Here is a 22,313-nt window from a genome sequence, read left to right on the forward strand (position 1 = left end):
CCGCAACGGGCCCTACTTGGAGTAAAGCTCGACGATCAGCTGCTCCTGGACCTGGGTGTCGATCACCTGACGGGCCGGGAGCGAGTGCACCAGGACCTTCATCTGGCTCGGGATCGCCTCCAGCCACGCCGGAACGGTCTTCGAGCCGGCCTGGGCCTGCGCCACGATGAACGGGGTGAGTTCCTTGCTCTTGCCCCGGACCTCGATGATGTCGTGCTCCTTGACGCGGTACGACGGGATGTCGACCTTCTTGCCGTTCACGGTGAAGTGACCGTGCTTGACAAGCTGGCGGGCCATGTCCCGCGAGTGCGCATAGCCGGCCCGGTAAACGACGTTGTCCAGCCGCGACTCGAGGATCTGCAGGAGGACCTCACCGGTCTTGGCCTGCTTGGCCACGGCCTCCTCGTAGTAACCGCGGAACTGCTTCTCCAGCACGCCGTAGACCCGACGCGCCTTCTGCTTCTCGCGGAGCTGGAGCAGGTACTCCGTCTCCTTCGTGCGGCCACGACCGTGCTGCCCGGGCGGGAACGGCCGGGACTCGAACGGGCACTTCGGGCCATCGCACTTGCTGCCCTTGAGGAACAGCTTCATCTTCTCCCGCCGGCAACGGCGGCAGTCAGCACCGGTGTAACGAGCCATCTCTCTCTAACCTCTCAGACCCGGCGACGCTTCGGCGGACGGCACCCGTTGTGCGGCTGCGGGGTGACGTCGGCGATCTGGCCGACCTCCAGCCCGACGGCCTGCAGCGAACGGATGGCGGTTTCCCGGCCGGAGCCGGGACCCTTGACGAACACGTCGACCTTGCGCATGCCGTGCTCCATCGCCCGACGTGCGGCGGCCTCGGCGGCCAGCTGCGCGGCGAACGGGGTCGACTTGCGGGAGCCCTTGAAGCCCACCTGGCCCGCGGAGGCCCAGGAGATGACCGCACCGGTCGGGTCCGTGATGGACACGATGGTGTTGTTGAACGTGCTCTTGATGTGCGCCTGCCCGTGGGCGACGTTCTTGCGTTCCTTGCGCCGGACCTTCTTGACAGCGGCTCCGGCACGAGCCTTCGGTGGCATAAGTCTTCTGCGCTCCTGTATGGGTTCTCGATCGGCTGTTGGCTCTTCGCCCGTCGATCACGTGGACACCGGTTCCGGTGGGAGCCGGGCCTACTCGACGGGGGACGGCCAGAATTCCGGTGGAAGAATTACTTCTTGCCGGGCTTCTTCTTGCCGGCGACGGTCCGCTTCGGGCCCTTGCGGGTGCGGGCGTTGGTCCGCGTCCGCTGGCCGCGCACGGGCAGACCCCGGCGGTGCCGGATGCCGGCGTAGCAGCCGATCTCGACCTTGCGGCGGATGTCAGCGGCGACCTCGCGGCGCAGGTCGCCTTCAACCTTGTAGTTCGACTCGATGTGGTCGCGGAGCTGGACCAGCTCCTCGTCCGTGAGGTCCCGAGCGCGCTTGTCCGGCGAGATGCCGGTAGCGGCGAGCGTCTCCTGGGCACGGGTGCGACCGACCCCGAAGATGTAGGTGAGCGCGATCTCCATCCGCTTCTCGCGGGGGAGATCCACGCCGACTAGACGTGCCATGTGCGGGCGTACTCCTCGTGATGTGTGGCGGAGGTGTGGACCCGTCCCATCCCGCTACCGACCTGTCCGTCTCCGACGCGGTGTGCGTCGGCGACCGAACGGCCGCTGCCCGAGCGGGCCCCGGCCTCCGACCGGGGGTTGGCCACGAGAAGGTACGCATGCGTACGTTCCGCGGCTGGGACGAGCTGGTGACGTGTTGTCGTCGGATCTGCGCGACCCGGACCGGTCCGCCGCCCTCCGTTCGTCACGGAAGGCGGGATCGGATCAGCCCTGGCGCTGCTTGTGGCGCGGGTCGGTGCAGATCACCATGACCCGGCCGTGCCGGCGGATAACCCGGCACTTGTTGCAGATCCTCTTGACGCTCGGCTTGACCTTCACGGTTGCCTTACTTCCCATCTGGCCCGGCGACGCGATGACCACGACTCCGGACGTCGAAGACGGACACGGGGACTTCCCGGCCGCCGTCAGGCTTACTTGTAGCGGTAGACGATGCGCCCGCGGGTCAGGTCGTACGGCGAGAGTTCGACGACGACCCGGTCCTCCGGCAGGATGCGGATGTAGTGCTGCCGCATCTTGCCGCTGATGTGAGCCAGCACCTTATGGCCGTTCGCGAGCTCCACCCGGAACATTGCGTTCGGCAGAGGCTCGATGACCCGACCCTCGATCTCGATGGCTCCGTCTTTTTTCGGCATGTACTCCGCTGTCCTGACGTCGGTTGCTCCGGACGGCCCACAACGCCTTACACGGGCCTTCCGATGGTCATCGGGGACCCGCGCCAGCCGCGGCTCCGGCTCCCACCGAAGCGCGGGGTGGGCATGCCGGAGTGGACGCTGTGCGCCGATCTGAAAGTGTACGCCCGCCCCCGGGCGGCCGCCAAACCGGCCACCCGGAGTGTCACCCATCCGGACAAAAAGGGGCACCGAACCCACCAGTCCCACTCGGCGACGCCGGGCCGACCGAGGCCCGAACCCACCGGCCGTGCCCACCGGACCCGTGTGGTCCGGGCTTCGGCACGCCTCGCCGGCAGCCGGTCGGATCAGCGTCAGCGATCGCGCCGGCGCTGCTCCCGGCGTTCCCCGCGACGGACCGCGCGGGCCGCCCGCCGCCGGTCCCCGTGGTCGACGTCCCGCCTGGGCGCGCCGCTCGCAAACCCGCTCGCGGAGCGGAAGAGCAACAGCGCCCCCCACGGGCCGAGGGCCCACACCGGCCAGTAGAACAGCAGGTCCCGGCTGCCGACCGAGGAGATCGCCCAGATCGCGGTGAGGACCGCCGCCGCCCGCAGCCAGGGTCCCCACACCTCGGCCAGCCAGCGACCGGAGACGGCACCGGTCGGCACCCCGGCCACCGGCTCCCCGCCCACGGGCACGCCGGTCCCCGGCTGCCCCGGCATCGGCTCCCGTCCGGGCACCGTCGCGGCGTCCGGGCCGACCGGTGCCGGCGGCGACGGGGCCGTGTCGGTGCCGACCGGCGCGAGGGCGGACCGCTGCACGGACGCCGGTCCCGGCAGATCCGCCAGCACCGTGTCCAGCTCCGCGTAGGTCTTCGCCCCGTACGTCTGCTGCAGGCGCTCGTCGTACTCGTGCAGGTCCAGGCGGCCCTCCTCCAGGGCGACCCGGAGCCGCTCCGCCGTCGCCTCCCGGTCGGTGTCCGCCGCCCTCATCCCGTCCCGCCCCTCCATGCCGGCAAGCATGACACCGCCGGTCCACCCCCGCCGACCCCCACCACCGCCGCCCGCCACCCGGTCGCTCCGTGGTCACGTCCGTGCCGGCCGGCTCCGCCTCCCCCGCCCTGTCGTCCGCCCTGCCCCTGTGGTCCGCCCTGTCCCCTGTCCCTGTGGGCAGCAGCCGGCGAAGAGGTGTGGTGGGGGCCGGCGGCGTCTGCTGTGCGCGGTGGCTGCCGGGGAGGCAGGCGGCCGGAGAGGTGGGGTCAGCCGGCCGGAGAGACGGCCGGCTGCCGGGCGGTCACCAGATCGCCGAGCCGGGCCCGACCACCGTCGAAGGCCGTCAGCACCCAGACCCCGTCCGCCAGCAACGCCATCGAGTGCTCGACGTGCACCGCCATCGACCGGTCCCGGGTGACCACGGTCCACCCGTCGGACAGTTCGACGGTACGCGGAGAACCCATCGTGATCATCGGCTCGATCGCCAGCGCCATACCCGGCACCAGCCGGGGGCCCTTGCCGGGACGGCCGTGGTTGAGCACGTGCGGGTCCTGGTGCATCTCGGTGCCGATGCCGTGGCCACCGTAGCCGTCGACGATGCCGTACCGGCCACCCCTGCGCACTGCCGTCTCGACCGCGTGGGAGATGTCGGTGAGCCGGCCCCGCCCACTCGCGGCGCCCCGGGCGGCGGCGGCGATCCCGGCCCACATGGCGTCCTCGGCGACCGAGGCCATCTTCAGCAGCGCCGGGTCGACCTCGCCCACCCCGACGGTGACCGCCGCGTCGCCGTGCCAGCCGTCCAGCACCGCGCCGCAGTCGATCGAGATCACGTCGCCGTCCCGGAGCACCTGGTCGGCCGCCGGGATCGCGTGCACCACCTGCTCGTTGACCGACGAGCAGATCGAGGCGGGGAAGCCGTGGTAGCCCTTGAACGACGGCACCGCGCCGGCCTCCCGGATGGTCGCCTCAGCGATCGCGTCGAGGTCGGCCGTACTGACCCCGGGGGCGACCGCCGCGCTCATCCGACGCAGGGCCTCGGCGACCACCAGGCCGGCGGCGCGCATCTTCTGGATCTGGTCAGGGGTCTTCAGCTGGATGTCCAGCTGGGCACGGCGCATGGAGCATTCACCTTTCGTTGCCGATGCACAGCGAAACAGCGGGGCACGTCGCGCACCCCGCTGTTTCGCACTCTATCCGCCGGGCTCCGGCGGGAGGTCAGCCGCCGTACGAGCGCAGCGCGTCGATGGCGCGGACGGTGACGTCCTCCACCGGACCGGTGGCGTCGATCCCGACCAGCTTGTTCTGGGCGCCGTAGTAGTCGACCAGCGGCGCGGTCTTGTCGGCGTACTCCCGGAGGCGGGCCGCGATGGTCTCCGGCTTGTCGTCGTCGCGCTGGAACAGTTCGGCGCCACACCGGTCGCAGATGCCGTCCTTGGTGGTGGCGTCGAACTCGACGTGCCAGATCTTGCCGCAGCCCCGGCAGGTACGCCGGCCGGAGAGCCGCCGGATCACCTCGTCGTCGTCGACCACCAGCTCCAGCACCAGATCCAGGGCGGTGCCCAGATCGGCGAGGAGCTTGTCCAGCGCGGCGGCCTGCGGCGTGGTCCGCGGGAAGCCGTCGAGCAGGAAGCCCTCGGAGGCGTCCGGCTCGGCGAGCCGGTCCCGGACCATGTTGATGGTCACCTCGTCCGGAACCAGCTTGCCCGCGTCCATGTACCGCTTCGCCTCGACCCCCAGGGGCGTCCCCTGGGAGACGTTGGCCCGGAAGATGTCACCGGTGGAGATCTTCGGCACCGAGAGGTGTGCGGCGATGAACTCCGCCTGTGTGCCCTTGCCCGCGCCCGGCGGGCCAACCAGAACGAGTCGCATCCTACCGCAGGAACCCTTCGTAGTTCCGCTGCATGAGTTGGCTCTCGATCTGCTTCACGGTCTCCAGACCGACGCCGACCATGATGAGCACAGCGGTGCCGCCGAACGGGAAGTTCTGGAACTGCTGGCTGTTCAGCCAGATGAAGAAGAAGTTCGGCAGGACCGCCACGATGCCCAGGTAGAGCGCGCCCGGCAGGGTGATCCGGCTGAGGATGAAGTCGAGGTAGTCGGCGGTCGGCTTGCCGGGGCGGATGCCCGGCACGAAGCCGCCGTACTTCTTCATGTTGTCCGCGACCTCGGTCGGGTTGAACGTGATCGACACGTAGAAGTACGTGAAGAAGATGATCAACAGGAAGTAGATCACGATGTGCAGCGGCGCGTCGGCCTGCACGATGTTGTTCTGGATCCAGGCCTGGGTCTTGCCCGGGTCGGTCTGGTCGAAGAACTGGAGCGCCAGCTGCGGCAGGTAGAGCAGCGACGAGGCGAAGATGACCGGGATGACACCGGCCTGGTTCACCTTCAGCGGGATGTAGGTGGAGGTGCCGCCGTACATCCGCCGGCCGATCATCCGCTTGGCGTACTGCACCGGGATGCGGCGCTGCGCCTGCTCGATGAAGCAGACCGCGGTGATGACCACCAGGACCAGGGCGAGCACCAGGGCGAACTTGCCCCAGCCCTCGTTGGTCTTGATCTTCCAGCCCTCGCTGGGGAGCCGGGCCGCGATCGAGGTGAAGATCAGCACGGACATGCCGTTGCCGACGCCGCGGTCGGTGATCAGCTCACCGAGCCACATCACCATGCCGGTGCCGGCGGTCATCGTCATGACCAGGATGCCGAGCGTCAGCCAGTTCGGGATGCCGGTGCCCTCGGGCACGATCGGGAACTGGTCGCAGCGGTTCTGGAAGAGCTGGCCGGAACGGGCCAGCGCCACGAAGGCCGACGACTGGAGGATGCCCAGGCCGAGGGTCAGGTAGCGGGTGTACTGGGTGATCTTCGCCTGGCCGGCCTGGCCCTCCTTGCGGAGCTGCTCCAGCCGGGGGATGACCACTGTCAGCAGCTGCAGGATGATCGACGCGGTGATGTAGGGCATGATGCCCAGCGCGAAGACCGAGAGCTGCAACAGCGCGCCGCCGGAGAACAGGTCGAGCAGGTTGAGCACGCCCGTGTTCTGGCCCTGCAGACTGTCGAGACACTTCTGCACGTTGCCGTACGAGACGCCGGGGCTGGGCAGAGTGGCGCCGAGCCGGTAGACCGCGATGATGCCTACTGTGAACAGCAGCTTCTTGCGCAGGTCAGGCGTACGGAACGCACTGAGAAAGGCGGACAGCAACTTCTTCCTCCTGCGCGCGGGCCGCCCGGTGGTGGTCCCTGGCGGGTCGGGGTGGGTGCCGGGCGAGTGCCCGATATCCATGGCTGGGAAGGGACTCTAACAGTCCGATCCCGCTCCGGGCAGGTGTGCCCGGCTACATAAACCAAATCCGATGTTACCCGGCGCACACGCTCCGGGGAGACCACGGCGCCCGCCCAGTTACGGAGAACTGAGCGGGCGCCGTGGTTTGCCTGACCTACAGCTCGGTGACCGAGCCGCCGGCGGCGGTGATCTTCTCCTTGGCCGACGCGCTGAACGCCTGCGCCGACACCTGGAGGGTCACCCCGCCGAGATCGCCGGTGCCGAGGACCTTGACCGGGTGGCCCTTACGGACCGCACCGGCCTCGACCAGCTCCAGCGGGCCGACCTGGCCGCCGTTGGGGAACAGTTCGGCGAGCCGGTCCAGGTTGACCACCTGGAAGACGACCTTGAACTTGTTCTTGAAGCCCTTCATCTTCGGCAGGCGCATGTGGATGGGCATCTGCCCACCCTCGAACGCCGCCGAGATGTTCTTGCGGGCCTTGGAGCCCTTGGTGCCGCGACCGGCGGTCTTGCCCTTGGAGCCCTCACCGCGACCCACCCGGGTCTTCGCGGTCTTGGCGCCCGGGGCCGGACGCAGGTGGTGAACCTTGATCGTCATTACTCGACCTCCTCGACCTTCACGAGGTGGCTGACCGTGAAGATCATGCCCCGAATCTCGGGACGGTCCTCCTTGACCACCACGTCATTGATCCGCTTCAGGCCGAGCGAACGCAGCGAGTGCCGCTGGTTCTGCTTCTTCCCGATCGCGGACCGGAGCTGGGTGACCTTCAGGCGTGCCATCAGGACGCCACCCCCGCCCGCGACGCCAGCATGGCGGCCGGCGCGACGTCCTCGACCGGCAGGCCACGACGGGCCGCGACAGCCTCCGGGGACTCCAGCCCCTTCAGCGCCGCCACCGTGGCGTGCACGATGTTGATGGGGTTGGACGAGCCGAGGCTCTTGGAGAGCACGTCGTGAATGCCCGCGCACTCCAGGACGGCACGCACCGGGCCACCGGCGATGACGCCGGTACCGGCGGACGCCGGCTTGAGCAGCACGACGCCGGCAGCGGCCTCACCCTGGATCGGGTGCGGGATCGACTGACCGATCCGCGGCACCTTGAAGAAGTGCTTCTTGGCCTCCTCGACGCCCTTGGCGATCGCCGCGGGCACCTCCTTGGCCTTTCCGTAGCCCACGCCGACCGTGCCGTCGCCGTCGCCCACGATCACCAGGGCGGTGAAGCTGAAGCGACGACCGCCCTTCACGACCTTGGCGACGCGGTTGATCGCGACGACCCGCTCAAGGTGCGGGGTCTTCTCGACGGGCGCGTTTCCGCGGCCGCCCTCACGGCGGTTGTCGCGGCGACCACCCTCGTTGCCACCGGACCCGCCGCCACGGCGCTGTTGACCTGGCATCAGCAGCCTTCCTTATCTCTCGTGACGGGGTTTCTAGAACTCGAGCCCGGCTTCGCGGGCGGCATCGGCAAGCGCGGCGACCCGCCCCGCGTACCGGTTGCCACCGCGGTCGAAGACGACCTTGGACACACCGGCGGCCTTGGCCCGCTCGGCGAGCAGGCCGCCGACCTTGCCGGCGAGGGCGCTCTTGTCGCCCTCCGCACCGCGCAGCGACGCGTCCAGGGTCGAGGCCGACGCCAGGGTGTGACCCTTGGTGTCGTCGACGATCTGGGCGACGATGTGCCGCAGGGAGCGGGTGACCACCAGGCGGGGACGCTCGGCGGTGCCGCTGACGTTCTTGCGGACCCGGAAGTGTCGACGCGCACGGCCGACGGCGCGCTTGGCGGCGACGCCGCGGCGGCGCTTGAGCAGCGTGGCGCTCACTTCTTACCTGCCTTTCCGGCCTTGCGGCGGATGACCTCGCCCTGGTACTTGACGCCCTTGCCCTTGTAGGGCTCCGGCGGGCGGATCTTCCGGATGTTGGCGGCGACCTCACCGACCTGCTGCTTGTCGATGCCGGCCACGTGGAACAGGGTCGGCCGCTCCACCGTGAAGGTGATGCCGTCCGGCGCGGGGACCAGCACCGGGTGCGAGAACCCGAGCGCGAACTCCAGGTCCTTGCCCTTGGCCGTGACCCGGTAACCGGTGCCGGCGATCTCCAGGCTCTTGCGGTAGCCCTCGGTCACCCCGACGATCATGTTGGCGACCAGGGTACGGCTCAGGCCGTGCAGTTCCTTGGCCTTGCGCTCGTCGTTCGGCCGGTTGACGTGCAACTGGCCGTCCTCGCCCCGCTCCGCCTTGATCGGCTCGGCGAGCGTGTGCGACAGCTCGCCCTTCGGGCCCTTGACCTTGACGGTCTGGCCCTCGATCTTGATGTCGACGCCGGAAGGCACCGGGATCGACTTACGTCCAATACGCGACATTTCTACCTGTCTCCCGTTACCAGACGAAGGCGAGGACTTCCCCGCCAACGCTCCGCTTGCGGGCCTGCCGGTCGGTGAGCAGCCCCTGGGACGTCGAAATGATCGCCACGCCCAGCCCGCCGAGCACCCGCGGGAGCCCGTCCGACTTGGCGTACACCCGGAGACCGGGCTTGGACACTCGCTTGATGCCGGCCAGGCTACGCTCGCGGCTCTGGCCGTACTTCAGCTCGACGACCAGTCGCTTGCCGACGGCACCCTCTTCGGGCTCCTCGACCGACCAGGTGGCGATGTAACCCTCGGCCTTGAGGACCTCGGCGATGTTCGCCTTGATCTTCGAGTAGGGCATCGTCACCCGGTCGTGGTACGCCTGGTTGGCGTTACGCAGACGCGTGAGCATGTCTGCGATCGGGTCGGTCATCGTCATGAATTCGTCAACCTTTCTCGCCGGGGTTCCCCGGGCACGGCCCGGGGCCTACGGCGAAGAGACAGTTCAGCTGACACGCCGAAGCGCGCCGGGCTATTACCAGGAAGCCTTGGACACGCCGGGCAGCTCACCGCGGTGGGCCATCTCCCGGATGCACACCCGGCAGAGACCGAACTTGCGGTAGACCGCCTTCGGACGCCCGCACCGCTGGCAGCGGGTGTACGCGCGAACCGAGAACTTCGGCTTCGCAGCCGCCTTGATGATCAGCGCCTTCTTGGCCATCTCAGTTCTCCTTGAACGGGAAGCCCAGGAGCTTGAGCAGCGCCCGGCCCTCGTCGTCGGTCGTGGCGGTCGTGACCACCGTGATGTCCATGCCCCGCTGGCGATCGATCCGGTCCTGGTCGATCTCGTGGAACACCGACTGCTCGGTCAGGCCGAACGTGTAGTTGCCGTGCCCGTCGAGCTTGCGCCCGTCCAGGCCGCGGAAGTCACGGATACGCGGCAGCGCGATCGACAGCAGCCGGTCCAGGAACTCCCACATCCGGTCGCCGCGCAGGGTCACCTTCGCGCCGATCGGCATGCCCTCACGCAGCTTGAACTGCGCGATCGACTTGGTGGCCCGCCGCACCTGCGGCTTCTGGCCGGTGATCGTGGCCAGATCGCGGACGGCGCCGTCGATCAGCTTGGCGTCGCGAGCGGCCTCGCCGACGCCCATGTTGACGACGATCTTGACCAGCCGCGGCACCTGCATGGGGTTGCCGAAGCTGTGCTGCTCCTGCAGCTTGGCCACGATCTCGTTGCGGTACCGCTCCTTGAGGCGCGGCAGGGTCTTGGTTTCGGTAGCCGTGGTCATCACAGGTCCTTACCGGTGCTACGCGCGATGCGGACCTTCTGGCCGTTGTCGTCGAACCGGTAACCGACCCGGGTCGGGTTCCCGTCGGAGTCCAGGACCTGCACGTTCGAGACGTGGATCGGGGCCTCCTGGGTGACGATGCCACCGGTCTTGGCGCCACGCTGGGTGGTGCTGATACGGGTGTGCTTCTTGACCCGGTTCACGCCTTCGACGAGGACCTTGTCCTGCCGCGGGTAGGACGCGATGACCTTACCCTTGGCACCCTTGTCCTTGCCGGCGATGACGATGACCGTGTCGCCCTTCTTGACCTTCACGGTCACAACACCTCCGGCGCGAGGGAAATGATCTTCATGAACCGCTTGTCCCGCAGCTCCCGGCCCACCGGGCCGAAGATGCGGGTACCGCGCGGGTCCCCGCCGTCCTTGATGATGACGGCGGCGTTCTCGTCGAAACGGATGTACGAGCCGTCCGGCCGCCGCCGCTCCTTGGCGGTGCGGACGACGACCGCCTTGACGACGTCGCCCTTCTTCACCCCGGCACCCGGGATCGCGTCCTTGACGGTGGCCACGATGACGTCGCCGATGCTCGCGTAGCGCCGACCGGAGCCACCGAGAACCCGGATGCACAGGATCTCCCGGGCACCCGTGTTGTCGGCGACGCGCAGTCGCGACTCCTGCTGAATCACGTCTATCTCCTATGTCTGCCGGTTCTCCGGCCGCCCTCACGGGCGGCCGGAGCCTGGCGGAACCTGCGCCCGACCGAAACCGGCCGAGCTCGAGCCTTCGCTACTTGGCCTTCTCGAGGATCTCCACGATCCGCCAACGCTTGGTGGCGGACAGCGGCCGGGTCTCCATGATGAGGACCCGGTCGCCGATGCCGGCGGCGTTCGGCTCGTCGTGCACCTTCAGCTTGCGGGTACGGCGCATGATCTTGCCGTACAACGCGTGCTTGACCCGGTCCTCGACCTCGACCACGACGGTCTTGTCCATCTTGTCGCTGACCACCAGGCCCTCACGAACCTTACGGCGGGCCCGCACGGCAGCGGTGGTGTTCTCGGTCTCGCTCATGATGCAGTCACCTCAGTCGGCGCGGCCGAGAGACCCAGCTCGCGCTCACGCATGATCGTGTAGATCCGGGCGATCTCCCGACGGATGACCTGCAACCGCCGGTTGTTGTCCAGCTGACCGGTCGCGGCCTGCACGCGGAGGTTGAACAGCTCCGCCTTGGCCTCGCGCAGCTTCGTGACCAGCTCCTCCTCGGAGAGCTCACGCAGCTCGGAAGGCTTGACGCCCGCTGCCATCAGGATTCACCCACTTCGCGCGTAACAATGCGGCACTTCATCGGGAGCTTGTGGATCGCGCGACGCATCGCCTCTCGCGCGATCTGCTCGTTGGGGAAGGACATCTCGAAGAGAACCCGCCCCGGCTTGACGTTCGCGACCCACCACTCGGGCGAGCCCTTACCGGAACCCATCCGGGTTTCGGCCGGCTTCTTGGTGAGGGCCTGGTCCGGGAAGATCGTGATCCAGACCTTGCCACCACGCTTGATGTGCCGGGTCATGGCGATACGAGCCGACTCGATCTGCCGGTTGGTCACGTACGCCGGCTCGAGAGCCTGGATCCCGAACTCGCCGAACACCACCCGGTTACCACCCTTGGACGCGCCGTGGCGGTCCGGGTGGTGCGGCTTGCGGAAGCCCTTCGGGGGCTTGCGCGGCATCAGCATCTGTCAGCCCTCCTGCTGCGTTTCTGCCGGCTGGGTGACGGCCGCGGCGACAGCGGAGCTGTCGACCGGCTCACCACTCGGCGTCTCGGCCTGCTGCGCGATGGTGGTCGCGGCAGCCCGGCCGGCCTCGGTACCGCCGGCGGTCGTACCGGACGAACCCGACCGGCCACGACGCGGCCGCTCGGGGCGGTCGCCACGCTCACCACGACGCGGGCGGGACGGACCGGCCTCGGCCGGAGCCTCCCGGCCCGGGACGGCGTCGCCCTTGTAGATCCAGACCTTCACGCCGATCCGGCCGAAGGTGGTACGGGCCTCGAAGAAGCCGTACTCGATGTTGGCCCGCAGCGTGTGCAGCGGGACCCGACCCTCGCGGTAGAACTCCGTCCGGCTCATCTCGGCGCCGCCGAGACGGCCCGAGACCTGCACCCGGATGCCCTTGCAGACGGGGTTCTTCATCGCCGACTGCATGGACTTGCGCATGGCCCGACGGAAGCTGACCCGGCTGGAGAGCTGCTCGGCGACGCCCTGGGCGACCAGCTGCGCGTCCGACTCGGGGTTCTTCACCTCGATGATGTTCAGCTGCACCTGCTTGCCGGTGAGCTTCTCCAGCTCGCCGCGGATCCGGTCGGCCTCCGCACCCTTACGGCCGATGACGATGCCCGGCCGGGCGGTGTGGATGTCGACCCGGACGCGGTCCCGGGTGCGCTCGATGTCGACCTTGGAGATGCCGGCGCGCTCGAGCCCCTTGGACATCATCCGGCGGATCTTGACGTCCTCGCCGATGTAGTCCTTGTAGAGCTTGTCCGCGAACCAGCGGGACTTCCAGTCGGTCGAGATGCCGAGCCGGAATCCAGTGGGGTGAACCTTCTGACCCATTACTCGGCACCCTCCGTCTTACTCTCGGTCGCCGCGGGCTCGGCCTGCTGCGCCGGCGCCGCCTTCTTCGCTGCGGACTTCTTCGCCGCAGCCGGCGCGACCGCCTCGACCGCCACGGTGATGTGGCAGGTGCGCTTGCGGATCCGGTACGCCCGGCCCTGCGCCCGCGGCCGGAACCGCTTCATGGTCGGGCCCTCGTCGACGAACGCCTCGCTGACGAGCAGCGCGCCGGGGTCCAGCCGCTCGTTGTTCTCCGCGTTGGCAATCGCGCTCGCGAGCACCTTGTACACCTGCTCGCTCGCCGCCTGCGGCGCGAACTGCAGCACCGTGAGCGCCTCCTTCGCGGGCAGGCCGCGGACGAGGTTGACCACCCGGCGCGCCTTCATCGGCGAGATGCGCACGTGTCGCGCAACCGCCCGCGCGCCCGGAAGCACCGGAGCGTCGCCCTTTCCTGGCATCGCTGTAACCCCTTGTTCCTCTATCCGTATGCCCGCGGCTCAGCGCCGGCGGCTCTTCCGGTCGTCCTTCTCGTGACCCTTGAACGTGCGGGTCAGCGCGAACTCGCCGAGCTTGTGCCCGACCATGGCCTCGGTCACGAACACCGGGACGTGCTTGCGTCCGTCGTGCACGGCGATCGTGTGCCCGAGCATCTCGGGGATGATCGTCGAGCGGCGCGACCAGGTCTTGATGACGTTCTTGGAGCCCTTGTCGTTCTGCGTCTCCACCTTCTTGAGAAGGTGGTCGTCGATGAACGGGCCCTTCTTCAGGCTGCGAGGCATGCTCTATCTCCCTCAGCCGCGCTTACGCGTGGCGTAGCGGCGGCGGACGATCAGCCGGTCGCTCGGCTGGCCCTTACGACGGGTGCGGCCCTCGGGCTTACCCTGCGGGTTCACCGGGTGACGACCACCGGAGGTCTTACCCTCACCACCACCGTGCGGGTGGTCGACCGGGTTCATCGCGACACCACGGACGGTCGGGCGCTTGCCCTTCCACCGCATCCGGCCGGCCTTGCCCCAGTTGATGTTCGACTGGTCGGCGTTGCCGATCTCGCCGACGCTGGCGCGGCAGCGCACGTCGACCCGCCGGATCTCACCGGACGGCATCCGGAGGGTCGCGTAGACGCCCTCCCGGCCGAGCAGCTGGATGCCGACGCCGGCCGAACGGGCCAGCTTGGCGCCGCCGCCCGGACGCAGCTCCACGTTGTGGATGGTGGTACCTACCGGGATGTTGCGCAGCGGCAGGTTGTTGCCCGGCTTGATGTCGGCGCCCGGACCGGACTCGACCCGGTCGCCCTGCTTCATGTCCTTCGGCGCGAGGATGTAGCGCTTCTCGCCGTCGGCGTAGTGCAGCAGCGCGATGCGCGCGGTGCGGTTCGGGTCGTACTCGATGTGCGCGACCTTCGCCGGCACGCCGTCCTTGTCGACCCGCTTGAAGTCGATCAGGCGGTACTGCCGCTTGTGGCCGCCGCCGTGGTGCCGGGTGGTGATCCGGCCGTGGGCGTTGCGACCACCCTTCTTGGGCAGCGGAGCCAGCAGGGACTTCTCCGGCGTGGACCGGGTGATCTCGGCGAAGTCGGCGACGCTGGAGCCGCGTCGGCCCGGCGTCGTCGGCTTGTACTTACGGATAGCCATTGTCTACACCCCTCAGCTGACCGGGCCGCCGAAGGCCTCGATACGGTCACCGTCAGCCAGCTTCACGATCGCCCGCTTGGTCGCCTTGCGCTGACCGAAGCCGGTCTTGGTGCGCTTGCGCTTGCCCTGGCGGTTGAGCGTGTTGACCGTCAGGACGCGGACGTTGAAGATCTGCTGGATAGCGATCTTGATCTCGGTCTTGTTCGCGTCCGGGTGCACCAGGAAGGTGTACCAGTTCCGGTTCAGCTCGCTGTAGCTCTTCTCCGAGACGACCGGCGCGACGATGATGTCCCGCGGGTCGGCGATCGTGCTCACTTGCCACCCTCCTCGGTGGTCTCGGCGGCGGACTCGGCCGCAGGGCCGGCCTCCGCGGGCACGCCCAGGAACTCGTCCAGGGCGTCCTTGGTGAAGACCACGTCGTCGGCCACCAGCACGTCGTACGTGTTGAGCTGGCCGGACTCGATCAGGTGCACCCGCGGCTCGTTGCGCAGCGACACCCAGTTCAGCTCGTCGGTGCTGCTCAGCACGACCAGGACCCGACGGGCCTCGGTCAGCTTGCCCAGCGTGGCCAGCGCCGTCTTGGTCGACGGCTTCTCGCCCGAGACGAACGCCTCGACGACGTGCACCTGGCCGGCGCGGGCCCGGTCGGAGAGGGCGCCACGCAGGGCGGCGGCCTTCATCTTCTTCGGGGTCCGCTGGCTGTAGTCGCGCGGCACCGGGCCGTGGACCACGCCACCGCCGGCGAACTGCGGCGCGCGGATCGAGCCCTGCCGGGCCCGACCGGTGCCCTTCTGCTTGTACGGCTTCTTGCCGCCACCGGCGACCTCGCCGCGGGTCTTGACCTTGTGGGTGCCCTGCCGGGCCGCCGCGAGCTGAGCCACCACGACCTGGTGCATCAGCGCGATGTTGGCCTGGACGTCGAAGATGTCGGCCGGCAGCTCGACGGAGCCGCTCGTGGCGCCTTCGGCGTTGCGGACGTCAACGGTGGTCACTTGGCCACACCGCCCTTCTTCGCCTTCGTCTTGGCCGCGGTGCGGACCAGGACCAGCGCGCCCTTGGGGCCGGGGATGGCACCACGGACGAGCAGGAGGTTGTTCTCGGTGTCGACCGCCTGGACGGTCAGGTTCTGGACGGTGTAGCGCACGCCACCCATCCGGCCCGCCATCCGGGTGCCCTTGAAGACGCGACCCGGGGTCGCGCAGGCGCCGATGGAGCCCGGCGAGCGGTGCTTGCGCTCGACACCGTGGCTGGCGCGCAGGCCGTGGAAGCCGTGCCGCTTCATCGGGCCGGCGTAGCCCTTGCCCTTGGTCTTGCCGGTGACGTCGATGGTCACGCCGACCGGGAACTCCTCGACCGTGACCTCCTGCCCCAGCGAGTAGTCCGCGGCGTTCGAGGTGCGCAGCTCGACGATGTGCCGGCGCGGCGCCACGTCCGCCTTGGCGTAGTGCCCGCTGAGCGGCTTCTTGGCCTTGCGCGGGTCGATCGTGCCGTAGGCGAGCTGGACCGCGGAGTAACCGTCCTTCTCGGCGCTACGCACCTGGCTGACGACGCACGGGCCGGCCTGAACCACGGTCACGGGCACAACCTTGTTGTTGTCCCAGACCTGGGTCATACCGAGCTTGGCGCCCAGGATCCCCTTGACTTGCCTGTCCATTTGTCCGGTCCCTACAGCTTGATCTCGATGTCGACGCCAGCCGGCAGGTCGAGGCGCATGAGCGAGTCGACCGTCTTCGGGGTCGGGTCGATGATGTCGATCAGCCGCTTGTGCGTACGCATCTCGAAGTGCTCGCGCGAGTCCTTGTACTTGTGCGGCGAGCGGATGACGCAGAAACGGTTGATCTCCGTGGGCAGCGGCACCGGGCCCGCGACCTGCGCCCCGGTGCGCGTCACCGTCTCGACGATCTTCCGCGCCGAGGAGTCGACGACCTCGTGGTCATAGGCCTTGAGCCGGATGCGGATCTTCTGTCCCGCCATGGTGGCTTCTGTTCCTTCTCTCGATGCCGCTGTGTTGCGGGCGCCTGTACCGGCTGGCACAGGCCCGCTTCGCCGACCCCCGCGGTCGGGCGTGTCGCGCCCTCGGACCAGACTCCACCCCGAGTCTCCGGAGCGGCTCTCTGACCACACGGTGGGTCAAGGCGCCGATCGCATCACAGCGATCTGGACGCCGTGCGAGGGTGGTTGACCGCCAGGGGCGATCAACCACCCTACGCGCGATTGTCAGTGTCCCGGAGGTCCAACTTACGCCGGACACGGGCGACTAACCGTCGTTACGCAACCTGACTAGTATGCCGCACGACCGGCGGCAACGCTAATCGGGGTTACCTAGTTCACTTGATGATCTTGGTGACGCGACCAGCGCCGACCGTACGACCACCCTCGCGGATCGCGAACTTGAGGTTGTCCTCCATCGCGATGGGCTGGATGAGCTTCACGGCCATCGTGGTGTTGTCGCCCGGCATGACCATCTCGGTGCCCTCGGGGAGGGTGACGACACCGGTGACGTCCGTGGTCCGGAAGTAGAACTGCGGGCGGTAGTTCTGGAAGAACGGGGTGTGCCGGCCGCCCTCCTCCTTGGAGAGGATGTAGACCGTCGCCTCGAACTCCGTGTGCGGGGTGCTGGTGCCCGGCTTGACGACCACCATGCCGCGCTCGACGTCCTCGCGCTTGATGCCACGCAGCAGCAGCCCGACGTTCTCGCCCGCGCGGGCCTCGTCGAGCAGCTTGCGGAACATCTCGATGCCGGTGCAGACCGTCTTCTGCGACTTCTCGCGGATGCCGACGATCTCCACCTCCTCGTTCGGCTTGAGGATGCCGCGCTCGGCGCGACCCGTGACGACCGTGCCACGACCGGTGATCGTGAAGACGTCCTCGATCGGCATCAGGAACGGCTTCTCGGTCTCGCGCTCGGGCTGCGGGATCGCGGTGTCGACCGCGTTCATCAGCTCCAGCAGGCGACCGGTCCACTCGGGGTCACCCTCGAGGGCCTTCAGCGCCGAGACCCGGACGACCGGCAGGTCGTCACCCGGGTACTCCTGCGCCGACAGCAGCTCACGGACCTCGAGCTCGACGAGCTCCAGGAGCTCCTCGTCGTCGACCATGTCGCTCTTGTTGAGCGCCACGACGATGTACGGCACACCGACCTGACGGGCCAGCAGCACGTGCTCGCGGGTCTGCGGCATCGGACCGTCGGTCGCCGCGACCACCAGGATCGCGCCGTCCATCTGGGCGGCACCGGTGATCATGTTCTTGATGTAGTCGGCGTGCCCGGGGCAGTCGACGTGCGCGTAGTGCCGCGACTCGGTCTGGTACTCGACGTGTGCGATCGAGATCGTGATGCCGCGGGCCTTCTCCTCCGGCGCCTTGTCGATCTGGTCGAACGGCGTGTACGGGTTGAGGTCCGGGTACTGGTCGTGCAGGACCTTGGTGATGGCCGCCGTCAGCGTCGTCTTACCGTGGTCAATGTGACCAATGGTGCCGATGTTGACGTGCGGCTTAGTCCGCTCGAACTTAGCCTTCGCCACTGGTGTCCTCCTGTGGACTTCTTGGTTCGCGCCCCGGCGCGCCGGACGGCGCTTAGGACTCTGTCGACAGCCTTTCCGGCCTTCGGCCGGAGAGCTTGGTGGGTTCTGCGGCGATGAAGCCTACAGGCCCGGATTCATACAACCCGACCGAGGTGGTCGCGGGTGGGATTCCCGCCCGCGACCTGCCCCGGCTCACCGGATCAGCAGCGGGTGAGCGTCACTCACCCGTCGCCTTGGCGATGATCTCCTTCGCCACGCTCTGCGGAACCTCGGCGTAGGAGTCGAACTGCATGCTGTAGCTAGCCCGGCCCTGGGTCTTCGACCGCAGGTCGCCGACGTAGCCGAACATCTCCGACAACGGCACCAGAGCCCTCACGATGCGGGCGCCGCTGCGCTCCTCCATCGCCTGGATGATGCCGCGGCGGGAGTTGAGGTCGCCGATGACGTCACCCATGTTCTCCTCAGGAGTGGTGACCTCAACGGCCATCATCGGCTCGAGCAATGCCGGGTCGGCCTTGCGGGCCGCGTCCTTCATCACCATGGAGCCGGCGATCTTGAATGCCATTTCCGACGAGTCGACCTCGTGGTACTGACCGTCCAGCAGGCTCAGCTTGACGCCGACCAGCGGGAAGCCCGCCAGGATGCCGTACTGCATGGCGTCCTGCGCGCCGGCGTCGACCGACGGGATGAACTCCCGCGGGATACGACCGCCGCTGACCGCGTTGACGAACTCGTAGGTCGGCGACTCGTTGTCCAGCGGCAGCGGCTCGATGCTCACGATGACGCGGGCGTACTGGCCGGAGCCACCGGTCTGCTTCTTGTGCGTGTACTCGACCTTGTCCACCTTGCGGCGGATGGTCTCGCGGTACGCCACCTGCGGCTTGCCGACGTTGGCCTCGACGTTGAACTCGCGGCGCATCCGGTCGACCAGGATGTCCAGGTGCAGCTCGCCCATGCCGGAGATGACCGTCTGACCGGTCTCCTCGTCGAGCCGGACCCGGAAGGTCGGGTCCTCCTCGGCCAGCCGCTGGATCGCGGTGCCGAGCTTCTCCTGGTCGGACTTGGTCTTCGGCTCGATCGCCACCGAGATGACCGGCTCCGGGAAGGTCATCGACTCCAGGATCACCGGGTTCGCCGGGTCGGAGAGCGTGTCGCCGGTGGTGGTCTGCTTGAGACCCTGCACCGCGATGATGTCGCCGGCCTGCGCCGATGGACGCTCTTCCCGCTTGTTGGCGTGCATCTGGTAGATCTTGCCGATCCGCTCCTTGCGGTCCTTGGTGGAGTTGACCACCTGGGAACCGGATTCGAGCAGGCCGGAGTAGACCCGGACGTAGGTGAGCTTGCCGAGGTGCTTGTCCGTCTGGATCTTGAAGGCGAGGCCCGAGAACGGCTCGTTCTTCGACGGCTTGCGCAGCAGCGGGGTCTCCCCGTCGGTGGCCGTACCCTCGATGGCGGGAACGTCCAGCGGCGACGGCAGGAAGTCGACCACGGCGTCGAGCATGGGCTGCACGCCCTTGTTCTTGAACGCCGAGCCGCACAGCACCGGGTTGGCCTTGCTGGCGATGGTGGCCCGCCGGATGGCGGCCTTGATCTCCTCGACGGAGATCTCCTCGCCCTCCAGGTACTTCTCCATCACCGCGTCGTCGACGTCGGCCAGGGTCTCCATCAGCTTCTCGCGCCACTCGGCCGCGGAGTCGGCCAGGTCGGCCGGGATCTCCTCGATCGCGTAGTCCTCACCCTTCTGGGTCTCCCCGCGCCAGGTGAGGGCGCGCATGCCGATCAGGTCGACGACACCGATGTGGTCGCCCTCGAGCCCGATCGGGATCTGGAGCACCAGCGGGGTGGCGTTGAGCCGGTCGATCATCATCTGCACGCAGCGGAAGAAGTCCGCGCCCGTGCGGTCGAGCTTGTTGACGAAGCACATCCGCGGGACGTGGTACTTGTCGGCCTGCCGCCAGACGTTCTCCGTCTGCGGCTCCACGCCGGCGACGCCGTCGTAGACCGCGACCGCACCGTCCAGCACCCGCAGCGACCGCTCGACCTCGACCGTGAAGTCGACGTGACCGGGCGTGTCGATGATCTGGATCGTGTGGCCCTTCCACTCACACTTGGTAGCAGCAGAGGTGATCGTGATGCCACGCTCCTGCTCCTGCTCCATCCAGTCCATGACGGCAGCGCCCTCGTGGACCTCACCGATCTTGTAGGTGATACCGGTGTAGAACAGGATCCGCTCGGTGGTCGTGGTCTTACCGGCATCGATGTGCGCCATGATGCCGATGTTGCGTACGTTGGCGAGCGCGTCTGCGGCGGCCACTTCAATCCCTACTTATCGTCGTCTCGACTCGACCGATGGCGGTTCCGGCGCCGGTCCGGCGCCGGAACCAGGCTGTTACCAGCGGTAGTGCGCGAAGGCCTTGTTGGACTCCGCCATCTTGTGGGTGTCCTCGCGCCGCTTGACGGCGGCGCCCAGACCGTTGCTCGCGTCCAGCAGCTCGTTCATCAGCCGCTCGATCATGGTCTTCTCACGACGGGCCTTGGAGTACGTCACCAGCCAGCGCAGACCGAGGGTGGTCGCCCGGGCCGGGCGGACCTCGACCGGCACCTGGTAGGTGGCGCCACCGACACGGCGGCTGCGCACCTCGAGGGTCGGCTTGACGTTGTCCATCGCCCGCTTGAGGGTGACGACCGGGTCGGTGCCGCTCTTCTCGCGGCAGCCCTCCAGGGCCGCGTACACGATGCGCTCGGCGAGCTGACGCTTACCGCGCATCAGGATCTTGTTGACCAGCTGGGTGACCAGAGGCGAGTTGTACACCGGGTCAGCGACCAGCGGCTTCCGCGGAGCGGGTCCCTTACGCGGCATGTCAGCTCTTCTCCTTCTTCGCGCCGTAACGGCTGCGCGCCTGCTTGCGGTTGCGGACACCCTGGGTGTCCAGCGAACCGCGGACGATCTTGTAACGCACGCCGGGGAGGTCCTTCACCCGGCCGCCGCGGACGAGCACGATCGAGTGCTCCTGCAGGTTGTGACCCACGCCCGGGATGTAGGCGGTCACCTCGATCTGGCTGCTGAGCTTGACACGAGCGACCTTGCGGAGCGCCGAGTTCGGCTTCTTGGGGGTGGTGGTGTACACGCGGGTGCACACACCGCGCCGCTGAGGGGATCCCTTCAGCGCCGGGGTCTTGGTCTTGGTCGTCTTGGCCTGGCGGCCCTTTCGGACCAGCTGCTGAATGGTGGGCACCGGGTTTCTCCGCTCCCTTCGGCCGCTCACGCGACCGCGCCGTCTGCTCGTTAGCCGACCTGATGGCCGACTCTCCTACATTCCGACCGGGACCGCCTCACGGAAGTCCCGGCACCCGCGGTCGGGCGTGTCGCCTGATTCGCGGTTCCGGCGCGGTCGCTCACGCGCGCACCGGGTTTCTGTCACCGGCGCGTGATCGTCCGCACGCCGGGTCCTGGGCTGTGTCGTACGGCCGCTGGATCTCCGGATCAATCCGGGTCCCGCGCACGCACGAGTCGCCCGGGCATGCCCGGGCGCAAGGGGAAAGAGTACCTACCACAGCCTCGCAGGTCAAAACGGGCTGGTCCGACGGGTCTCAGATCCCCGTCGGTCGCGCCGTGCGCCCTGGTCTGCTCGCCCGTGGCGGGCCCCTAGGACCTCCAGTGTACCGGCTGCCGCGTGCCGCAGCCCGTCGCCCCCGGGCGACGGGGGTCACGCCAGCTGCACCAGCAACGCCAGTCCCAGCCCCAGCAGGCTGAGCACCAGCCCCACCCCACCACAGCTGATCCCGGCCGTCGCCAGGCCCCGACCGGTGAACCGCACCGCCGGAGGCGGCGCGGCCCGGCGGATCTGGCGGCGGGCCAGCAGACCGGCGACGATCGCCGCCGCGCCGGCCAGCGCGCCGGGCACGGTGAACGCGCCGGCCGCCCACGCCCCGCCGAGCCGCGCTCCCCCCACGCCGAAGCAGATCACCAGGAACGACACCAGGATCGACGCCACCCCGGCGATCAGCGACCCCACCGCCAGGCCGGAGGTGACCGCCGGGACGTCCAGGTGCACCACCGCGAAGGGCGTGCCGGGGACCGGGTCGACCCGCCTCGGGACGCGGGGGGCGTCCGGCGGCGGCGGGGGCAGCGCCCCGGGTCCGTGCCCCGAGGGCGTCCGCCAGCCCGTCCCGGCCGGCGCACCCGCCAGCTGTCCCGGGTACGACCCGGACGACATCCCCGGGTGCGCCCCGGGATAGGCCCCACCGGTCCCCGGATACGCCCCACCCGCAGCGGGGTACGGCGACGCGGCGGGGTACGAGGAGCCCGCTGCGGGGAACGGCCCGGCGGCGGAGGCCGGCGGCGGGGCGTACCCGATCGGAGCGGCCTCCGGCGGGATGCCGGCGCCATGGACCGGTCCGGGGACGGACGGTGTCC

At 68.7% G+C, this 22,313-nt stretch carries 35 protein-coding genes; all 35 read right to left on the minus strand.

What is annotated here, in order from left to right; all coding sequences use genetic code 11:
- Window positions 1–12: 12 nt before the first annotated feature.
- A complete protein-coding gene (gene rpsD, locus ACQP1S_RS27925) occupies window positions 13–639 on the minus strand; it encodes a 30S ribosomal protein S4 (RefSeq protein ID WP_067301470.1) in 627 nt (208 codons plus the stop codon).
- A 14-nt stretch (window positions 640–653) separates the two neighbouring features.
- Entirely contained in the window at window positions 654–1,061 is a 408-nt protein-coding gene (gene rpsK, locus ACQP1S_RS27930) for a 30S ribosomal protein S11 (protein WP_030329919.1), read from the minus strand.
- 128 nt (window positions 1,062–1,189) lie between these two features.
- Entirely contained in the window at window positions 1,190–1,570 is a 381-nt protein-coding gene (gene rpsM, locus ACQP1S_RS27935; protein WP_091241981.1) for a 30S ribosomal protein S13, read from the minus strand.
- A 264-nt stretch (window positions 1,571–1,834) separates the two neighbouring features.
- Window positions 1,835–1,948, minus strand: a complete 114-nt coding sequence (gene rpmJ / locus ACQP1S_RS27940) for a 50S ribosomal protein L36 (RefSeq protein ID WP_012184307.1) — start codon at window positions 1,946–1,948, stop codon at window positions 1,835–1,837.
- A gap of 92 nt (window positions 1,949–2,040) precedes the next feature.
- A complete protein-coding gene (gene infA, locus ACQP1S_RS27945; RefSeq protein WP_007073013.1) occupies window positions 2,041–2,262 on the minus strand; it encodes a translation initiation factor IF-1 in 222 nt (73 codons plus the stop codon).
- A 350-nt stretch (window positions 2,263–2,612) separates the two neighbouring features.
- Window positions 2,613–3,248 carry a DUF1707 domain-containing protein gene (locus tag ACQP1S_RS27950; protein ID WP_432900677.1) on the minus strand — a complete coding sequence of 212 codons (636 nt, stop codon included), beginning with the start codon at window positions 3,246–3,248 and terminating at the stop codon, window positions 2,613–2,615.
- A 248-nt stretch (window positions 3,249–3,496) separates the two neighbouring features.
- On the minus strand, window positions 3,497–4,348 hold the full coding sequence (map, locus tag ACQP1S_RS27955; RefSeq protein ID WP_091241984.1) for a type I methionyl aminopeptidase: 852 nt from the start codon (window positions 4,346–4,348) through the stop codon (window positions 3,497–3,499).
- A 97-nt stretch (window positions 4,349–4,445) separates the two neighbouring features.
- Window positions 4,446–5,099 carry an adenylate kinase gene (locus tag ACQP1S_RS27960; protein ID WP_091241987.1) on the minus strand — a complete coding sequence of 218 codons (654 nt, stop codon included), beginning with the start codon at window positions 5,097–5,099 and terminating at the stop codon, window positions 4,446–4,448.
- 1 nt (window position 5,100) lies between these two features.
- Window positions 5,101–6,429 carry a preprotein translocase subunit SecY gene (gene secY / locus ACQP1S_RS27965; RefSeq protein WP_091241990.1) on the minus strand — a complete coding sequence of 443 codons (1,329 nt, stop codon included), beginning with the start codon at window positions 6,427–6,429 and terminating at the stop codon, window positions 5,101–5,103.
- Window positions 6,430–6,664: 235 nt separating this feature from the next.
- A complete protein-coding gene (gene rplO / locus ACQP1S_RS27970; protein WP_067301456.1) occupies window positions 6,665–7,108 on the minus strand; it encodes a 50S ribosomal protein L15 in 444 nt (147 codons plus the stop codon).
- Complete coding sequence (rpmD, locus tag ACQP1S_RS27975; RefSeq protein WP_091241994.1) at window positions 7,108–7,290, minus strand: 50S ribosomal protein L30; 183 nt, start codon at window positions 7,288–7,290, stop codon at window positions 7,108–7,110. Before rpmD ends, rplO begins: the two co-directional genes overlap by 1 nt.
- Window positions 7,290–7,904: a 30S ribosomal protein S5 gene (gene rpsE, locus ACQP1S_RS27980; protein ID WP_088646996.1), complete on the minus strand. Its 615-nt coding sequence runs from the start codon at window positions 7,902–7,904 to the stop codon at window positions 7,290–7,292. The genes rpmD and rpsE overlap by 1 nt, the downstream gene beginning before the upstream one ends.
- A gap of 33 nt (window positions 7,905–7,937) precedes the next feature.
- Window positions 7,938–8,327 carry a 50S ribosomal protein L18 gene (rplR, locus tag ACQP1S_RS27985; protein ID WP_091241997.1) on the minus strand — a complete coding sequence of 130 codons (390 nt, stop codon included), beginning with the start codon at window positions 8,325–8,327 and terminating at the stop codon, window positions 7,938–7,940.
- Complete coding sequence (gene rplF / locus ACQP1S_RS27990) at window positions 8,324–8,866, minus strand: 50S ribosomal protein L6 (RefSeq protein ID WP_091242002.1); 543 nt, start codon at window positions 8,864–8,866, stop codon at window positions 8,324–8,326. Before rplF ends, rplR begins: the two co-directional genes overlap by 4 nt.
- Window positions 8,867–8,882: 16 nt before the next feature.
- A complete protein-coding gene (gene rpsH, locus ACQP1S_RS27995) occupies window positions 8,883–9,290 on the minus strand; it encodes a 30S ribosomal protein S8 (RefSeq protein ID WP_091242005.1) in 408 nt (135 codons plus the stop codon).
- 96 nt (window positions 9,291–9,386) lie between these two features.
- Window positions 9,387–9,572, minus strand: a complete 186-nt coding sequence (locus tag ACQP1S_RS28000) for a type Z 30S ribosomal protein S14 (protein ID WP_007465272.1) — start codon at window positions 9,570–9,572, stop codon at window positions 9,387–9,389.
- Between the two features lies 1 nt (window position 9,573).
- Window positions 9,574–10,143 (minus strand): 50S ribosomal protein L5, encoded by a 570-nt coding sequence (gene rplE, locus ACQP1S_RS28005; protein ID WP_091242008.1) that lies wholly within the window; start codon window positions 10,141–10,143, stop codon window positions 9,574–9,576.
- Window positions 10,143–10,463: a 50S ribosomal protein L24 gene (gene rplX / locus ACQP1S_RS28010; protein ID WP_357778838.1), complete on the minus strand. Its 321-nt coding sequence runs from the start codon at window positions 10,461–10,463 to the stop codon at window positions 10,143–10,145. Before rplX ends, rplE begins: the two co-directional genes overlap by 1 nt.
- A complete protein-coding gene (gene rplN / locus ACQP1S_RS28015) occupies window positions 10,460–10,828 on the minus strand; it encodes a 50S ribosomal protein L14 (protein ID WP_007465279.1) in 369 nt (122 codons plus the stop codon). Before rplN ends, rplX begins: the two co-directional genes overlap by 4 nt.
- A gap of 100 nt (window positions 10,829–10,928) precedes the next feature.
- Entirely contained in the window at window positions 10,929–11,210 is a 282-nt protein-coding gene (rpsQ, locus tag ACQP1S_RS28020; RefSeq protein WP_091242012.1) for a 30S ribosomal protein S17, read from the minus strand.
- Window positions 11,207–11,443: a 50S ribosomal protein L29 gene (rpmC, locus tag ACQP1S_RS28025; RefSeq protein WP_013288628.1), complete on the minus strand. Its 237-nt coding sequence runs from the start codon at window positions 11,441–11,443 to the stop codon at window positions 11,207–11,209. The genes rpsQ and rpmC overlap by 4 nt, the downstream gene beginning before the upstream one ends.
- On the minus strand, window positions 11,443–11,868 hold the full coding sequence (rplP, locus tag ACQP1S_RS28030) for a 50S ribosomal protein L16 (RefSeq protein WP_073834927.1): 426 nt from the start codon (window positions 11,866–11,868) through the stop codon (window positions 11,443–11,445). Before rplP ends, rpmC begins: the two co-directional genes overlap by 1 nt.
- Window positions 11,869–11,871: 3 nt before the next feature.
- A complete protein-coding gene (gene rpsC, locus ACQP1S_RS28035; RefSeq protein ID WP_091242018.1) occupies window positions 11,872–12,744 on the minus strand; it encodes a 30S ribosomal protein S3 in 873 nt (290 codons plus the stop codon).
- Complete coding sequence (gene rplV / locus ACQP1S_RS28040; protein ID WP_091242021.1) at window positions 12,744–13,202, minus strand: 50S ribosomal protein L22; 459 nt, start codon at window positions 13,200–13,202, stop codon at window positions 12,744–12,746. The genes rpsC and rplV overlap by 1 nt, the downstream gene beginning before the upstream one ends.
- A gap of 39 nt (window positions 13,203–13,241) precedes the next feature.
- Window positions 13,242–13,523, minus strand: coding sequence for a 30S ribosomal protein S19 (rpsS, locus tag ACQP1S_RS28045; RefSeq protein ID WP_088647003.1), 282 nt, complete (start codon window positions 13,521–13,523; stop codon window positions 13,242–13,244).
- Between the two features lie 12 nt (window positions 13,524–13,535).
- Window positions 13,536–14,375 (minus strand): 50S ribosomal protein L2, encoded by an 840-nt coding sequence (rplB, locus tag ACQP1S_RS28050; protein WP_074314603.1) that lies wholly within the window; start codon window positions 14,373–14,375, stop codon window positions 13,536–13,538.
- Between the two features lie 12 nt (window positions 14,376–14,387).
- Window positions 14,388–14,690: a 50S ribosomal protein L23 gene (gene rplW / locus ACQP1S_RS28055; protein WP_007465304.1), complete on the minus strand. Its 303-nt coding sequence runs from the start codon at window positions 14,688–14,690 to the stop codon at window positions 14,388–14,390.
- The gene (gene rplD, locus ACQP1S_RS28060) at window positions 14,687–15,367 is read right to left on the minus strand and encodes a 50S ribosomal protein L4 (protein WP_432900687.1); all 681 of its coding nucleotides are present in this window, start codon (window positions 15,365–15,367) and stop codon (window positions 14,687–14,689) included. Before rplD ends, rplW begins: the two co-directional genes overlap by 4 nt.
- Complete coding sequence (gene rplC, locus ACQP1S_RS28065; RefSeq protein ID WP_091242032.1) at window positions 15,364–16,029, minus strand: 50S ribosomal protein L3; 666 nt, start codon at window positions 16,027–16,029, stop codon at window positions 15,364–15,366. Before rplC ends, rplD begins: the two co-directional genes overlap by 4 nt.
- 11 nt (window positions 16,030–16,040) lie before the next feature.
- Window positions 16,041–16,349: a 30S ribosomal protein S10 gene (rpsJ, locus tag ACQP1S_RS28070; RefSeq protein WP_007073037.1), complete on the minus strand. Its 309-nt coding sequence runs from the start codon at window positions 16,347–16,349 to the stop codon at window positions 16,041–16,043.
- A gap of 353 nt (window positions 16,350–16,702) precedes the next feature.
- Complete coding sequence (tuf, locus tag ACQP1S_RS28075; RefSeq protein WP_091242035.1) at window positions 16,703–17,896, minus strand: elongation factor Tu; 1,194 nt, start codon at window positions 17,894–17,896, stop codon at window positions 16,703–16,705.
- A gap of 217 nt (window positions 17,897–18,113) precedes the next feature.
- Window positions 18,114–20,210 carry an elongation factor G gene (gene fusA, locus ACQP1S_RS28080; RefSeq protein WP_091242039.1) on the minus strand — a complete coding sequence of 699 codons (2,097 nt, stop codon included), beginning with the start codon at window positions 20,208–20,210 and terminating at the stop codon, window positions 18,114–18,116.
- A gap of 75 nt (window positions 20,211–20,285) precedes the next feature.
- Window positions 20,286–20,756 carry a 30S ribosomal protein S7 gene (rpsG, locus tag ACQP1S_RS28085; protein ID WP_091242043.1) on the minus strand — a complete coding sequence of 157 codons (471 nt, stop codon included), beginning with the start codon at window positions 20,754–20,756 and terminating at the stop codon, window positions 20,286–20,288.
- A 1-nt stretch (window position 20,757) separates the two neighbouring features.
- Window positions 20,758–21,132: a 30S ribosomal protein S12 gene (gene rpsL, locus ACQP1S_RS28090; protein WP_007465318.1), complete on the minus strand. Its 375-nt coding sequence runs from the start codon at window positions 21,130–21,132 to the stop codon at window positions 20,758–20,760.
- Between the two features lie 471 nt (window positions 21,133–21,603).
- Window positions 21,604–22,026, minus strand: coding sequence for a hypothetical protein (locus tag ACQP1S_RS28095; protein WP_432908394.1), 423 nt, complete (start codon window positions 22,024–22,026; stop codon window positions 21,604–21,606).
- Window positions 22,027–22,313: the final 287 nt, after the last annotated feature.

The sequence above is a fragment of the Micromonospora matsumotoense genome (assembly GCF_050951065.1).
Lineage (GTDB): Bacteria > Actinomycetota > Actinomycetes > Mycobacteriales > Micromonosporaceae > Micromonospora > Micromonospora matsumotoensis.

Coding starts and splice junctions, on each gene's coding strand:
- rplC (WP_091242032.1), bottom strand. CDS start 16,029: ATGGACAGGCAAGTCAAGGGGATCCTGGGCGCCAAGCTCGGTATGACC.
- infA (WP_007073013.1), bottom strand. CDS start 2,262: ATGCCGAAAAAAGACGGAGCCATCGAGATCGAGGGTCGGGTCATCGAG.
- rplV (WP_091242021.1), bottom strand. CDS start 13,202: ATGCCAGGAAAGGGCGACGCTCCGGTGCTTCCGGGCGCGCGGGCGGTT.
- rplO (WP_067301456.1), bottom strand. CDS start 7,108: ATGACGATCAAGGTTCACCACCTGCGTCCGGCCCCGGGCGCCAAGACC.
- rpsJ (WP_007073037.1), bottom strand. CDS start 16,349: ATGGCGGGACAGAAGATCCGCATCCGGCTCAAGGCCTATGACCACGAG.
- rpmC (WP_013288628.1), bottom strand. CDS start 11,443: ATGGCAGCGGGCGTCAAGCCTTCCGAGCTGCGTGAGCTCTCCGAGGAG.
- rpmD (WP_091241994.1), bottom strand. CDS start 7,290: ATGGCACGCCTGAAGGTCACCCAGCTCCGGTCCGCGATCGGGAAGAAG.
- map (WP_091241984.1), bottom strand. CDS start 4,348: ATGCGCCGTGCCCAGCTGGACATCCAGCTGAAGACCCCTGACCAGATC.
- rplE (WP_091242008.1), bottom strand. CDS start 10,143: ATGACCACGGCTACCGAAACCAAGACCCTGCCGCGCCTCAAGGAGCGG.
- rpsK (WP_030329919.1), bottom strand. CDS start 1,061: ATGCCACCGAAGGCTCGTGCCGGAGCCGCTGTCAAGAAGGTCCGGCGC.
- ACQP1S_RS28000 (WP_007465272.1), bottom strand. CDS start 9,572: ATGGCCAAGAAGGCGCTGATCATCAAGGCGGCTGCGAAGCCGAAGTTC.
- ACQP1S_RS27950 (WP_432900677.1), bottom strand. CDS start 3,248: ATGGAGGGGCGGGACGGGATGAGGGCGGCGGACACCGACCGGGAGGCG.
- rpsE (WP_088646996.1), bottom strand. CDS start 7,904: ATGCCAGGTCAACAGCGCCGTGGCGGCGGGTCCGGTGGCAACGAGGGT.
- rplF (WP_091242002.1), bottom strand. CDS start 8,866: ATGTCGCGTATTGGACGTAAGTCGATCCCGGTGCCTTCCGGCGTCGAC.
- rpsQ (WP_091242012.1), bottom strand. CDS start 11,210: ATGAGCGAGACCGAGAACACCACCGCTGCCGTGCGGGCCCGCCGTAAG.
- rpsM (WP_091241981.1), bottom strand. CDS start 1,570: ATGGCACGTCTAGTCGGCGTGGATCTCCCCCGCGAGAAGCGGATGGAG.
- ACQP1S_RS27960 (WP_091241987.1), bottom strand. CDS start 5,099: ATGCGACTCGTTCTGGTTGGCCCGCCGGGCGCGGGCAAGGGCACACAG.
- rplB (WP_074314603.1), bottom strand. CDS start 14,375: ATGGCTATCCGTAAGTACAAGCCGACGACGCCGGGCCGACGCGGCTCC.
- rpsH (WP_091242005.1), bottom strand. CDS start 9,290: ATGACGATGACCGACCCGATCGCAGACATGCTCACGCGTCTGCGTAAC.
- rpsD (WP_067301470.1), bottom strand. CDS start 639: ATGGCTCGTTACACCGGTGCTGACTGCCGCCGTTGCCGGCGGGAGAAG.
- rpsS (WP_088647003.1), bottom strand. CDS start 13,523: ATGCCTCGCAGCCTGAAGAAGGGCCCGTTCATCGACGACCACCTTCTC.
- rpsC (WP_091242018.1), bottom strand. CDS start 12,744: ATGGGTCAGAAGGTTCACCCCACTGGATTCCGGCTCGGCATCTCGACC.
- rpsG (WP_091242043.1), bottom strand. CDS start 20,756: ATGCCGCGTAAGGGACCCGCTCCGCGGAAGCCGCTGGTCGCTGACCCG.
- rplP (WP_073834927.1), bottom strand. CDS start 11,868: ATGCTGATGCCGCGCAAGCCCCCGAAGGGCTTCCGCAAGCCGCACCAC.